General features: G+C 32.8%; 8 protein-coding genes. 4 read left to right on the top strand and 4 right to left on the bottom strand.

Annotation, left to right across the window (positions count from 1 at the left end; all coding sequences use genetic code 11):
- Positions 1 to 38 precede the first annotated feature (38 nt).
- From FHK87_RS18365 to FHK87_RS18380, 4 genes are all read left to right on the top strand, one after another.
- Complete coding sequence (locus FHK87_RS18365; RefSeq protein WP_140595236.1) at positions 39 to 788, top strand: family 16 glycoside hydrolase; 750 nt, start codon at positions 39 to 41, stop codon at positions 786 to 788.
- Between the two features lie 97 nt (positions 789 to 885).
- Positions 886 to 2,358, top strand: a complete 1,473-nt coding sequence (locus FHK87_RS18370; RefSeq protein WP_140595237.1) for a sialate O-acetylesterase — start codon at positions 886 to 888, stop codon at positions 2,356 to 2,358.
- A gap of 303 nt (positions 2,359 to 2,661) precedes the next feature.
- The gene (locus FHK87_RS18375; protein WP_140595238.1) at positions 2,662 to 3,630 is read left to right on the top strand and encodes a helix-turn-helix domain-containing protein; all 969 of its coding nucleotides are present in this window, start codon (positions 2,662 to 2,664) and stop codon (positions 3,628 to 3,630) included.
- 98 nt (positions 3,631 to 3,728) lie between these two features.
- Positions 3,729 to 5,414: a CocE/NonD family hydrolase gene (locus FHK87_RS18380; RefSeq protein WP_226294318.1), complete on the top strand. Its 1,686-nt coding sequence runs from the start codon at positions 3,729 to 3,731 to the stop codon at positions 5,412 to 5,414.
- Between the two features lie 137 nt (positions 5,415 to 5,551).
- Here the strand turns inward: FHK87_RS18380 and FHK87_RS18385 are convergent, their stop codons facing one another.
- The 4 genes from FHK87_RS18385 to FHK87_RS18400 form a co-directional block, all read right to left on the bottom strand.
- Positions 5,552 to 6,469, bottom strand: coding sequence for a bifunctional metallophosphatase/5'-nucleotidase (locus tag FHK87_RS18385; RefSeq protein WP_140595240.1), 918 nt, complete (start codon positions 6,467 to 6,469; stop codon positions 5,552 to 5,554).
- The gene (locus tag FHK87_RS18390) at positions 6,459 to 7,232 is read right to left on the bottom strand and encodes a 5'-nucleotidase C-terminal domain-containing protein (RefSeq protein ID WP_140595241.1); all 774 of its coding nucleotides are present in this window, start codon (positions 7,230 to 7,232) and stop codon (positions 6,459 to 6,461) included. The genes FHK87_RS18385 and FHK87_RS18390 overlap by 11 nt, the downstream gene beginning before the upstream one ends.
- A 594-nt stretch (positions 7,233 to 7,826) precedes the next feature.
- Positions 7,827 to 9,227, bottom strand: a complete 1,401-nt coding sequence (locus FHK87_RS18395; protein WP_140595242.1) for an SH3 domain-containing protein — start codon at positions 9,225 to 9,227, stop codon at positions 7,827 to 7,829.
- 30 nt (positions 9,228 to 9,257) lie between these two features.
- The gene (locus tag FHK87_RS18400) at positions 9,258 to 14,825 is read right to left on the bottom strand and encodes an alpha-2-macroglobulin family protein (RefSeq protein WP_140595243.1); all 5,568 of its coding nucleotides are present in this window, start codon (positions 14,823 to 14,825) and stop codon (positions 9,258 to 9,260) included.
- Between the last annotated feature and the right edge of the window lie 195 nt (positions 14,826 to 15,020).

A 15,020-nucleotide genomic window follows, 5' to 3' on the forward strand; every position in this document is an offset into this window, starting at 1 on the left:
GACTAAATACTATTGAAACAAAAACTAAACAAACGAATATGAATTTTAAACTACAACTACTTGCTTTTTTAATAGTCCACCTTAGCGTCAATGCACAAGACATAGCTGTAGATAAGTTGCTTAAAGAAAAAGGGACTCTTGTTTTTTATGATGATTTTAACAGAACAGAAGCCCTGCCAAATAAAGAGGACTTAGGTAACGATTGGGTTACGAATACTAAAAGGATATCTGAAGATATTATTCAATGTGATTTAATTGACAATACCGTTGTAATTTCTATGTCTGACAAAGCTAAGCATGGTGTTTCTATGCGGCATGAGGCTCCCTTCAAAAATGGTGTTATTCAATCAAAATTTAGGATTTTTGATAAAAAAGGACTAGGATTCAATATTATTGATCGTAACTATGAAGGCTCTAGTTTTGGCCATATCTGTCAAGTTAAAATAACACCATCAGGCATACATTTTAGAGATGGTAAAATGGGGCAATTCAATTGGGAAGCAATGCGATTAAAAAAAAGCAAAGACCCCAAGGATAAAGCTAAAATGAAAACGCTGTTGAAAGGAACAAAACACGTAACAAAATATGAAACCTCAATAAACGAATGGCATAATATTTCAATATTATACCTTGATGAAACGATAAAGGTTTTTATTGATGATAGATTTGCTGCTGAATATACTTCAAAAGGTTTCGCACATCCTACCAAACAAACTTTTGCTTTTTCTGTATGGGGTAAAAAAGCGCAGGTTGATGATCTTAAAGTATGGAGTATAGATAAGAATTAGTATTGGTTTATTCTGAGATACATCTATTTGATAGTCAAATACTAAATCAAAAACAGACTTGGCTACTTTAGTCAAATCCATTACAACTATACAAATCATGACAATATACAATCAAGGAAAAACTAGCGTATACCACATCCCATTACTACTATTGTTTTTAAGCAGTTTTATTATACACGCAAAAATTGAATTACCTGCAATCGTATCTTCTAATATGGTACTTCAAAGAAATACTACTGTCAAAGTTTGGGGATGGGCAGATAAAGGAGAAAAAATAACAATTACAGCTTCTTGGTTATCCAAACCAGTACAGATTACTACAAATAATGAAGGAGAATGGATAACCAATTTAAAGACAACTAACACAAAAGAACCTCAAACCATTAGCCTAAAAAGTAATGCTTCTGATATTATTTTAAAAAATGTTGTATTTGGCGAAGTATGGTTGTGTTCAGGACAATCTAACATGAATTTTGGTTTAGTGGGCAATCCGGGACAACCTGTATATGGAAGTGTTCAAACAATAGCCAATTCAAGAAATAAAAATCTAAGATTATTTACTGTAAAAAAGAGTCCTTCTCTAGAACCTACAAAAAAACTTCACTCCAAAAATGAAGAATGGACATATGCCAACCCAAATACAGTTCCCGAGTTTAGTGCCATTGCCTATTTTTTTGGTAGTCAATTACAAAAAATACTAGATGTTCCCGTAGGAATGATTCACTCTTCGTGGGGAGCAAGCCCTATCCAAGCCTGGATGAGTAAGGAGGTTTTGGAAAAACATCAACAATTAGATTTTTCGAATTATAATAAAAAACCTAACAAGACAAATACCGTTTTGTTTAATGGCATGATTAATCCAATTACTTCGTATACGATTAAAGGAGCCTTATGGTATCAAGGAGAAGCTAACAGACCAGAACCACAACATTACACCAAATTAATGAGTATGATGGTAAAAGAATGGAGAGCAAAATGGGATATAGGAGATTTCCCTTTTTATTATGTACAAATTGCTCCGTTTTCTTCTTATAAGGCTATTCATGAATATAACAATTACAAAAACGCAGCTTTCTTGAGAGAAGCGCAATTAAAAGCCATGGATATCATTCCTAATTCTTTTATGGCGTGTACTATGGATATTGGGTCTAAAATTTCTATACACCCTCCAAGAAAAAAGGAAGTAGCTGATAGGCTTTTGAATATAGCGCTCCATAAAACATATAATTATAAAACGATTGATTTTTCAGGACCTATTTTTGACAGTATGGAGACAAAAGACAATGGTTTGCTTTTAAAATTTAAATATGCTGAAAATGGCTTATATGCTTTTGAAAGTGAACATATAGAAGGTTTTGAAATAGCGGGAGAGGATAAAGTCTTCTATCCTGCAGAAGCTAAAATCATAAATAAAAGACACCTCTTTATTTCAAACGAAAATGTGGCAAATCCCAAAGCCGCCAGATATGGGTGGCAAAACTGGATAAAAGGCTCTTTATTTGATTGCAGTCTTCTGCCTGCTCCTTCATTTAGAACAGATAATTGGGATAAAGGGCAAAGAAGTCAATGAAGCAATCTCAAATCAAAAATAAGGAGTTTATGATTTGATGATTTGAAACACCTATGATCCAGAACAATTTTGTGCGTAGCAGTTTAAAAATATTAAAAAAAAGCTTCTATAATTATATCAAAGCAGACAATTCACTTTGATATAATTTAAAGGGTTAAAAAAAAACAATAATAGAGTGAATCGGTGTATGCACTTTTTTATGTATTCTTTTTAGAATGAATACTGAGTAATTTCAATATGATGATTGGTATATTTGTCCAAATATTACCTTGGGGTTATATACCTAATTTGTAATCAATTTTGATGAAAGAAATTACATACTTTATTACAGATTCTAGAGATTGGCTAAAGATGATCAATCAACTTATTCCTTCCTCACTTACTGATAATCGTCTTTTGTTACATAAAGAAGCCGGAACAGGATTGATCGAAGTTCATACCATTCAAGAAGGGTTACATATTACTTTTATAGAGGTTATGCTCAAATCTGGCTTAAAACTTACCAGAAATGCGGACAATTCTAATAATTATTTCATTTTAAACTTCTATTTTTCAAAAACAAAGATTCCTCAAAAGATAAAAGATCAAAAAAAAGTGGCTTTTGAGCATTATGGGATATTATTATCATCTGGTATGACCGCTTCAGAAAGTATAATTCCACCGGATTTACCTATAAAAATTTTTAATATTACCTTTTCTAAAGATTGGCTTCAAAAAAATGTTCTAGATAATATGCCTTCTACTGGTAAACTCAATCAGCTATTTGCAAATGAAGAACCAATATATTTGTTTGAAAACCTTGATCATACTTTTCATAATACATATCAATCCCTGTTAATGTCTGAGCAAAATAAAGGGAAAATTTGGCTTGTTGCTGATATTTTAAAAATGATGACTCATTTTTTTAATAAAATAGAATCACGCTTAACTTCTAATTATGATGTAAACGTAAATGCCAAAGACATTAAAAATTTACTCATCGCCAAACAATCTATGGAAGAGAATTGGGAGCAGACACCTTCAAATGAATCTTTGGCAAAGATTGCAAATATGAGCCTCTCAAAATTTAAAAAGTTATTTAAACAAGTATTTCATGAGAGTCCATATCAATATTACCTGGCATTAAAAATGAATAAAGCTATGGAGTTGTTGAAAACCGATGAATATTCTGTCTCAGATGTTGGATATATTTTAGGATATACTAATCTGAGTCAATTCTCAAAAGCATTTAAAAAATTTCATCATATTTTACCTAAAAATGTTGGTAAATAAAACTTGAACTTTTAGGAGTAGTGAAAAGTCTCTTTGGGGTAAAAACTCCGCTAAGCCTAGATTAGTTTTGAAGCATAATGAATTTTAAAATTATATTTATGCGTTCACGTTTTTTAAATCCCTTGGTTTTTTTAGTAATACTCTTATTTTTTGGTAGCTGCTCTCAAGATGACACTACAATTACCGATATTCCCGACACTCCTACCGAAGAATTTACTTTGAAAATTGAAAATGATATTAAAGTAGAAATGAGAGATGGAGTAGAATTAGCTGTTAATATATATAGACCTGATACCGAAGGGACATTTCCTGTAATTTTATCATTAGGCCCTTATGGAAAAGATGATTTGCCAGCAGAGTATGATCCGGTTGAAGATGGAAATATCAATGTATCCGAATATGCAGCTTTTGAGGTTTCTGATCCTGATTTTTGGGTAAAAAATGGATATGTAGTTATCGCTGCTGATAGTAGAGGTACCGGGCAATCAGATGGAAAATTAAACATATTCGAAGATCAAGAAGCAGAAGATTATTATGATCTGATCGAATGGGCAGCAGCGCAAGAATGGTCTACAGGAAAAGTTGGGTTGAATGGCGTTTCTATCTATGGAATATCGCAGTGGAAAGCTGCAGCATTAAATCCACCACATTTGAATGCTATAATCTGCTGGGAAGGTTTTACAGACCCATTTAGAGATGGTTTTTATCATGGCGGTATCCCCAGTGAATTTATAGATGGGTGGTTTCAATTCAGAATACTGGAAAGCCTCTCACCAACCAATGCCGGATATAGAGACTTACCTGCCGAAGTAGCCGCAAATCCTTTAGTATCCGCTTCAATCTATCAAGATTTTAATATTAGTAATAAGTTATCTAAAATTACTGTACCAGCGTACATCGCAGTAAGTATTCAAGATCATGGTTTGCATACCAGAGGTACCATTAATGGTTTTCAGGCAATTTCATCACAGCAAAAATGGCTAGAACTATATGGAAGAAAAAAGTGGGAATTTTATTATAGCGATGATGCATTAAGTAGACAAAAAAGATTCTTTGATTATTTTCTTAAGGACATAGATAGTGGAATTTTAAATCAACCAACTGTACGATACGAGTTACGAGAAGCATACTACAAAGGAGATATTGAAACCGCTTCAAACTGGCCTATTCCCGGGAGAACGCTGTCAAAACTATATCTAGACACAAGCGACAGTACATTAGATTATACCAGTGTAGAAAATGCTTCACATATTTCTTATGATGCAACTCCATTAGAAGATCCTGAATTAATACAAGAGAGTCAACGTGTTATTTTTAAACATACTTTCACAAAAGAGACTAATATTGTGGGTAGTATGAAACTAAAACTTTTTGTGAGTACAGACCAAGCGAACGATATTGATTTGTTTGTAGGAATCCAAAAAGCTGATACAAATGGCAATATCATTTATTTTGAAGGTCCGGGAGGATCAGAAGGACAAGTAGCTTCAGGGTGGTTACGTGTATCAAAAAGAGCTTTGGATATGAGTAAGTCTACAGAAGAAATTCCATTTCATAGTCATAATGTAATAGAACCTATTTTACCAAATCAAATTGTAGAAGTTGAAGTAGAAATATGGCCAACAACAGTAAAATATAAAGCTGGAGAACAATTATTACTTGTTATTCAAGGAAATGATATTGTAGAGTCTCAAGAAAGCCACAAAGACAATGTAAATAAAGGGAATACAACAATTTATTCGAGTGATAAATACCAATCATATTTACAAATCCCAATTTTATAACTCATACTAAGAACTCTAAACTCAAATACCTTTTGTAGAACAAAAGGTATTTGAGTTTATGTTTTAATTATTATATAAAAAGTTATTTATAAATAGAGAGCCTAACAAAAAGAGTATAACTATAAAAGTATAATACATCAAACCTCTATAGACCTTCCTAGAGAAGTTTTATTACCTAAAGCATCAAAATAAAAATCAACCTGCCCCATATACACGCCACTTTTACCACATTGATTAATCAATACTTTTTCTCCAACTGCATTGTCTAAAACTGTAGGTTTTGGTAGTAATGTATGTGTGTGCCCTCCTATAATTAAATCGATATCCTTTGTTTTTTGGGCTAATTTTACATCTGAAACCATATCGTGTTCTGCTTTATATTCGTAACCGATATGAGATAAACAGATAATAAGGTCACATTTTTGTTCTTCTTTTAGCTCTTTACTCATATCCTGTGCAATTTCGATAGGATCAAGATATTTGGTTTCTTTATACAAGTCTTTATTTACTAATCCTGCTAGCTTGATTCCTAATCCAAAAACGCCAATTTTAATACCATCTTTCATCAAAATTTTATAAGGTTTCACATAATTATCAAGCACAGTATTAGTAAAATCATAATTAGCAGAGACAAAATCAAAGGTAGCATTTGGTAATTGCCCAAAAAGTCCATCGATACCATTATCAAAGTCATGATTCCCTAAAGTAGCTACATCATATTTTAACTTAGACATTAATTTGAATTCTATTTCGCCTCCGTAATAATTAAAATAGGGAGTTCCCTGAAAAATATCTCCGGCGTCTAATAAAATTGTATTAAGGTTTTCTTTACGAATTTTTTCTATAATAGAAGCCCTTCTTGCAAAACCGCCTAATCCCGGATATTTGTAGTGATTTGATGGTAACGGATCGATTTGGCTATGCACATCATTGGTATGCAGTACAGTTATTCTTTTTGTAACAGGTTTGCTACAAGACATTATGCTCATTCCACCTAAACCTGTAAACGCCGTAGCCGCAGCTACTTGTTGTATAAACTTCCTTCTATTCTGCATAATGAATTCTTTTATCTAATGTTATCTTTAGCGTATCAACTGATTTAAAATAATCAATCATAGCATTTCTAAGCTTATAGTCTGTACCATAAAGTGCTAATGGATCTTTGAAAAAAATCATATTATCTCCGTTTTTTTGCAGATAATCTGTAGTAAGCACCAAGTACGTTTTATCTTTTTGAAAGGGTTGCTCATTGATCATAAGATCTTTGACTGTATTTAAACTCTTATCGATACTCAATTTCATATTTGATACAGGATGCGCTCGTTTTTGATCTATTAAGTATTGAACTAGCATCTGTATCTTTTCTTTAGATAATTCTACTGCAACCAACTCATTTTCAAAAGGCATTACTTCATAAGCTGTTCTTGATGTTACCCCTCCTTTCAAAATATCAGCTCTCATTCCTCCTTCATTAAGCATTGCAAAATCAATTCTTTTATTATATCGTTTTTCAAAAACAGATTGTGCCTGTTTTAATGCAATATCAGCCATAAGATTTCCCAAAGAACTCTCTAGACCAATACGAGAAGATGTAAAGTTTTCTGCTGCGATACACAATGTAGAGTCCAAAGTTTCATTGAGATGTTTTCTATAAGGTAGAATAAATGAATCTATTGCTTTATCATCAGGTAAAGCTTCGTCTATTTTCTGTTGTTTTGCAGAAACTTTGCTTACCGAAACAGATCGATCTTTGCAAGAAAACAAAAGTGTAGCTAAAAGCACGCCCACTATTATGCCTGTAAAATATTTTGTATTCATTATAAAGTTACCTTTTAGCAATGGTAGGAAAAAATATGATATCTATGGTGATTTTAAGGTTAAAAAAAATACCTAGTCGTCATTTTAAATAAAACCACTTCTGTTCTTAATCTAGAAAAAGTATAGACGTGTAAAAATGTTTGTATTGGTTCTTTCTTTGCTACACATCATAATTCTAATACTTCACTACATCGTGGAATACACGCATAAAATACTAATTATCATAAAGTTAGAAATTAAAATCCCCAATGACACCCTGTCCCTGAAAATAAAAACAAACTTGAACAAATTTACAAATGACCATGCTATACCTATAAATACCATAAGCATTAAAACATAATGATGAACCTTGACTACATGATCATAAGTAGAACCAAAAAACCAATTCACTAAACCAGCTATTCCGAACCCAATTGCGTAAAAAATTAATACGCGTAAAATTCCTTTTCTCATTTTAAAATAACTTTTTGCAATACATAGCTTTTATTAAGATTACATATTTTAATACAAACATCTTGTTTTTATGTTAAAAAAAACATTCCTTTTTTATAAGCAGAATTACCAAATAAGCACCTTGTTCTTACATATATCCTGTTACGCACTACAATCGCAATCATCTACAACCACCAGCCACCAGTGATTATCTAATGCAACAAAATAAAGCGTTTTAATGATCATTTTGTTATGTAATATTACAGCTTTCATTTTCGTTCCTCTATTGTATTTGTCTTGTAGGTCAATTTTCTTATTGGTAAACTCATCAGATAAAATAACATAAGAAGGAAATTCATTTACTGTTGTAAAGTAAACTCCATCCGGGCTTTTACTTTCTTCACAAAATCCGTTTATCGGCATTTTATTTTCAAAGTAAGTGACTTCTGGTATTTCAGGATATTCCTCCTTACGATAACTTTTTGAATTTTCATAGAATTCTATATTACATGTTATCCCAGGATTGTATAAACGGAAATAGCCAATATCCTTATGCTTTAGTGGTTTTACTTCTGAACGATGCATCAACACGTCAAATCTTTTTCCAAAGAAGTATGTTTCTAATACTTCTGCTAAGTAAGTCTTAAAACTTGCAATAGTTTTTTCTTGTTTAATTGATGTTTGAGAGCCAAAAACCCAGCCTTTTTTATTTTTAAAAACAATTTGGTACCAATAATCGGTAATTAATCCTATAGTTTGTCGTTCTCCCTTATCTATAATGCGACAAACATCTCCATCATTAGCAGTGAACACTAATTTCCCCGATATGGGCTCTGAACGAACCCAAATACGGTTTCCCAAAATGGTAAGCTTATCATTTAACCCTTCATCAAAAGTAGTTACATCGTGTCTTTTTTCATTAGCAAAAGGTACTATTTTGTAGTATGGACCATCATCACAACCATCTGCAGAGTGCCATACACCAGACTGCACTAAGAATACATTATGCTTTTTACTGAACCAAACATCATGTAAACTTTGATCAATAGCACAATTTTCCTGACTATCATAATTCCCGGTACAACAAAATCCATGTAGTTCAGATGGGGGCAAACTAAAACTCTCACTCGTAAAAGATTGGCTGTTCAATTTAGCCCTTATAGCAAATGCATTAGAACCTTTATTCTGAATCTGTTCGGGTTTCTCTACTTTTACCAGCGAGTAGTATTTTGTTTCATTCAGTACGTTCTCTACTTGTTTGAGAATGGTCATTTTCTTTTTTGTCGAGAATTCTAATCCCTTTGTTTCATCTGGTGACAAAACAATTTCTTTAACAATTTCTTCGGTATCAGTACTACGTTGTTGTAAAATATTTCCTGTATCCACACAACATGAATATTGATTATAAATGATTAGATAATTCGAACCATCTTCTGAGATTGCAGGAAAATTTTTCCAAAATAAGTGCGCATCCTTATAATAAATTGATGGATGAACTGATTCTTGAGCTGATGAAATAGTATTTATTAGCAATAATAAAAGAAGTACAACCCTAAAATTCATTGATTATGTTTTATTTTTTCTCCTCTCAAACTATTTTACTACTTCTACCCATTTGCCTTGTGTTCTCACTAGATAATTATGATCGTACATAGCTTCGCATTGAATACCCGGTAAGTAATATTTCCCTAGATAAGAAGCATTGAGCAAAATGGTCATTGTTTTACTTTCATTCGGATTCAAATCAAAATAAAAGTTTACTCTGTCATCTCTTATATCTGTATGGGTAACTTTATTAGCTTTAAAAGAACCAAAATCTGTAAAGCGTGTATTAACAACCTCCCATCCCGAAGGAAAGATCTCTGATAATGCTATATCTTTTACTTTGGATCCTGTTGTATTAGTAATTGTTACTTCTGCAACAAAATCTGTCCCTTGCATTAATTGTGTAGGGTTAATAATTTTTCCTTCTTTATTTTTATAATCAACAATAGCTTTAAAATTACTTTGTATTACTTTTTCTTTACCTACAGGAAGAATTCCATTTGTGGCTATTTGAACAAATATGGTATTGTCTTTATTATTTTTGAGCACTAGTGTGTTTTCTTTTGTAATAGTAAGATCTCCAGAAATAGCGAGTGTTTTGTCCGTAGAAGCACTCATGCTTTTACCATTTAAAGAATAGGTGACATTTACTCCTTTACCTCCGACATAATCTGCATATTTTGCCATCGCTATCAATGCATAAGAAGTGCTTTGTGTACTCATCCAATTTTTTGACGAGAGTTCTTTTGCTAGCTCAACCGCTACTTGTTGTGCCTCTGCCTTTTTATCTAAAGCAACCAGCGTTTCTATAGCCATAGCTCGGTTACGGGATACAGAACCATAGGTATAATAATCATTTTTTCTAGGCTGGAAATTGATATTTGCTTTGTTTAACAATTGATCTGCTGCACTTTTTTGACCAATCAGACCATATGCTGCTGCTAATCTTAATTTTGCATCGTTTGACAAGTCAGACATCTCTCGTAATCGATTCATTGAAGATAAATCCGGGCTTTCTGCCAAAGCCAAGGTATATAAACGATAAGCTTGTGAAAGATCATTATCACCACTACGCCATCTTTTGGCTTGTTTTTGCTGATAAATAATCCAATTGCTCTTAAAGCCAATAGGAAGAACATACCCTTTTTTATTTGCTTCTAATAAAAAATGTCCAGCATATGTGGTTCCCCAATCATTTGGATTACTATATCCAGGCCAATAAGAAAGTCCTCCATTTGGTTGTATAAAGCGTTTTAGCTTATACATTGCAGCTTCTATATTTTTTTGAATCTTCTGTTTTTTGTCAGAAGATATGTTAAATACATCTGCCAGATATAATTGCGGAAAAGCCGCAGATGTTGTTTGCTCTACACATCCATGCGGATAACGAATTAAATAACTAAGTCTACCTTCAAAATTCATTGAAGGCAATGACGATAATTCTATTGCAGCACCATTACTACCCTCTATCCCAAACGCGGAAAAACTTACTTCTTGTTGACTATTTGGTTCAAGAATTATAGAAGTAATCTCTGTTGTCATTGGATTGGGATTTACGATATTTATCGGCACTTTATACGATGCTTTTTCACCACCACCACTCGCAACTACTTCGATATCTGTCATTGAAGCTCCTTCTAATACTTCAATTTCAAAATATGTCATTTTTTCATCAGGTTGAGGAAAAGATAGTTTTTGTTGTACTTCTCCAATTACTCTAAATCCTTTATTAGGTTTGAGAGTTACATTTACATTCTTTACTTTTTTCTCCATGGCAAATACTGTTACAGGTACAGTAACTTTTTCACCAGGAGTTATTTTACGTGGAATTGATGTAAGCACCATTAGTGGTTTACGCACAGGAGTTGTTTTATCAACGCTGCCATACGCTCCTTGATTAGCATCAGAAGCTACAATCATTGTACGCACTGATCCGACATACTTCGGAATTTTGATCTTATGACTTCGTTTTTCGCCTTTTTTAAGTTCAAATGGTCCTTCGTATACAACCATAGGTTTAAAACGATTTGCTTTTTTGGATTTACTTCCTCCTGCTGCTGCGTCCCCTCCTATGCTAAAGACCTGACTTATGCTTCCTCCAAAAGCCCCGATAACTTCATCATACACATCCCAGGTTTTTACTCCAAGCGCTTCTCTGGCATAAAAACTTGTCCAGGGATTGGGTGTTTTAAAACGAGTAAGGTCCAGTAGCCCTTCATCCACTATAGCAATAGAGTATGTCATTGGTTTACCTTTTGATTCTGCTACTTTTACAGTAATTGTTTCTTCTGGCCTCAGCACGTCTGGCATTGTTAAACTTGGCTGGATTCTTGTATTTGGATCTTCTACAGAAATAGGTACAACACCATACAAACGAATTGGCAAATCATTTTTTGTAGAGGCATGGGGTTGTAAGAGAGTGATATGAATATATACGTTTGGTGTATATAATTCTTCTATCGGCAATTCAAATTTTGTTTCTCCTTTTTGTGCAGTTACCCATTGCGAGGATAATACTTCGGTACCATTTTCTACAGTAACCAAGGCTCTTCCATTATCACTAGAAGGAAATGTTACTATAGCTTTCTCGCCTACATTATATGTTTTTTTATCTGTAGAGAACACAAGCATTGTAGCGGCAGAAGGATCGTTTTTACGTGACTTTCCTGCCCATCCCGGCCAATCAATATACATTGTTTTTCCGGTAGCGTGCCCCCCATAAGGATCTACTACTCGTACCAGATATCTACCCCATTCAGGATATTTAAGTTCAAACTTAAAGTTAGCTTTACCTGAACTATTTGTAGATACCTTTGTTTTAAATATTTCATCATGATATGATCCACGATTGTATGAAGACAGATTATCCTCTGAAGTATCCCACCACCATCTCCAATCTACTTTATAGATATAGACTTCTAAGTTTTTTACAGCTTTTGGATTTCCTTTTTCGTCAACTGCCACTACTTCAAAATTATGTTCTGTATCCGTAAGTAACATTCCTCTTGCCTTATCTCCCTTAGGAACATTTATTCCTATATATGTAGAGAAAGGAGAAAATTCTTTACTAATAACATCTGTACTAAAATCCCCTCCATTTTCATATACCTTTGTGATAAAAGAAGCTTTAAGCATTCCTGCGGCTTTATTATCAAGTTTGGGTTTTACATTAAAGCTAGCTTTTCCTTCGTTTGATATTTTTCCCTTATAAACTTGTTGTTCTTTTGTTGAAAATATTCGGGTAGGATCATCAAAGATATATCCCGGAAAGGTTTTAAAGCTTGTTTTTGTTGGATTAAATCTTACGTTTATATCTGTTTGCAAATTTTTGGCAATAGCACCATGTAACCATAATACTTCTAGATTTCCTTTAATTGCTTTATTTGTTCCTAAAACTTCATCTTCAAATTGGGTTTTAATCTTTAGGCGATTAGGTTTTATCGTTTCTATTTTTATAGCTTTGGTAAAACTCGCTCCTCCTACATGTACTTTGGCTTGCCAATTTCCTGTTGGTGCTTCTTCTGAGGTATTAACAATAAACTTATAAAAATTATTGAGCCCTTTGGATTGTGTCTCTTGATAGGTCACTTTTCCATAAGGATCACGAAGTTCAAATTTAACCGGATGCCCTTCTGGAAGTTTATTAGCATTATCATTAAGCATAAATGATAAGAATAATGTATCTCCCGGTCGCCAAACCCCTCTTTCACCATACAAATATCCTTTTATCCCTTTTTGCAATTGCACTCCTGAAACATCAAATTTACTCACCGATAATGTATTACCATCATTAAGCTTTACATATGTCTGTTGTTTTCCTGAACTAACAATTGCAAAATACGCCGGCTTATCTGCATCAAAACCTGTAATACCCTCTGCATCGGTTGTTGCAAACCCTATTTCTTGTTGCTGATAATTATAAAACTTTACTTTTGCGTTAGCTACCGGATTCGTCGTAATAATATCGTTTACAGCAATTTTGTAAGATTGGTTCAGTCCTTTTTTTACAACCACACCTAGATTTGATGCTAATACATTAGCTCCTATTTTTTTATCTCGATAGTACGAATCGCTACATGGGTTTTCTCTTTCTTCCCAGTTATAATCATAATATTCATCATAATAGTATTGAGAACTATCCCAAAAACTAGACTCTTCTTCTTCATCATAATTATCAGAAAGTGCCTCTATTGGGTCGTTATTAGCATTTTCTCCATCACATTTATATAGTGAATACGATTTTCTAAAGTTGAGTTCTATTCTATAAATCGCTCCGGGATCGGGAGTAATCAATTCTTTAAGATCAATTGCAAATGCGTTCCATTTACTTAAATTTAAGGAAGCATTTTCTTGTAAATTGATTAGTTTTTTGGCAACTGGCCTGGCAACACTTCTTAAATCACTTGTTCCATCCAGATTATTGTTTTGCAAAAACTGTAATATGTTATTCTCAAATACCTTGATTACTTGTACTTCAACCGCTCGAAGGTTGATGGCTTCAAAATTAAATTTTAGATTATCAGAAGTTGGTAAAATCACTCCACTTTGTAATAATCTTATTTCGGGATTGGGTTGTTGAAAAGAGATATTCTCTCTATAGGTATTTTTTAATCTGTAATTATCTTCACTTTGTATTCCTTCAAAAACTGAAACTTCTAATGTTCCTGTTAATTCTTGTTTTGGATATACTTTTAGAACATTTCCGTTAACTGTATATTTTAAGCTACTTGCTCCAGAAATGGTAACTAAGCCATTAAAATTCTGATTTTTTTTAAGTGGATCAGAAAAATTAATCTCAACATATTGATTATCGGTATTAGAAACGGCTATGCTTAATACTGAAAAATTATTTTTGCCCGGTATTGTCATTGTTTCGCTTCCTTCAGAATCGATATCAAACTCTTTCCCAGACCACTTGATTTCTATTTCAGAATCTTCTTCATAACGTTGTATACTATCTATTCTAAAATTAAACTGGCGACTTTTATCAATATAATCACTGAACTTTATTGATACTTTTTTGCCTTTTTGAGAAACTGAAATCAACTGTTTGGCAATATCAAACTGCATTTGGTCACTTGCTGTAATTGTACCGTCTATATATTGCCACTCTTTACTATATGATTGCAAGTTATCTGTAATTACCGAAAATTGTTGTTTCAATGTTTTTACAGTAAAAACGAATTCATCATCTAGATCTTCATCGAGGTCTTTTACCAAATCTTCTAGATCCAAAGTAAATGTATACGCGGTATCTTCTTCAAAACCTTCTTCTGGTTTAAAAGCAATTGTTCTATTATTTACCGCAAAAACTTTACCTTTTACTCTTGGTGATACTTTAAACACATCATTAGACAGTTCTTGATTATCATCCCATCCTTCTACAGGAGTTTTTAACACTACATATACATTGTCTAAAACCGAAATAACTCCAGAAGAAACATCTGAAATATAATCTTGATACTTATTCAATTGAGATGCATTTGCTTCTGCAATTGATTTATCATCTTGTTTTTTACAAGACAGTATTAGCACTATTGAAAATAGAATAAAAAAAATGCGATATCCAGTAGATCTTGCAAAGATCTTAGAATTGCAATTAGTAAAATGAAGCATAAGTGATTGGTTTTTTTAGTTTCCTGTATAAATGTAAGATTTTTTTGCATGCCGATTTCCCTGAAAACAGTGAATTTTAGTTTTTAGAATTCAACCCCTTATTTATTGAAGTAATCTTCTTATTATCAGGGTATTCAATTTTATATTCGGTATAGTATCACAAAGCACCCCGAAAAATCAGAGTGCTGTGTTACT

It is taken from the genome of Aquimarina algicola (assembly GCF_006443095.1).
Taxonomy (GTDB): domain Bacteria; phylum Bacteroidota; class Bacteroidia; order Flavobacteriales; family Flavobacteriaceae; genus Aquimarina; species Aquimarina algicola.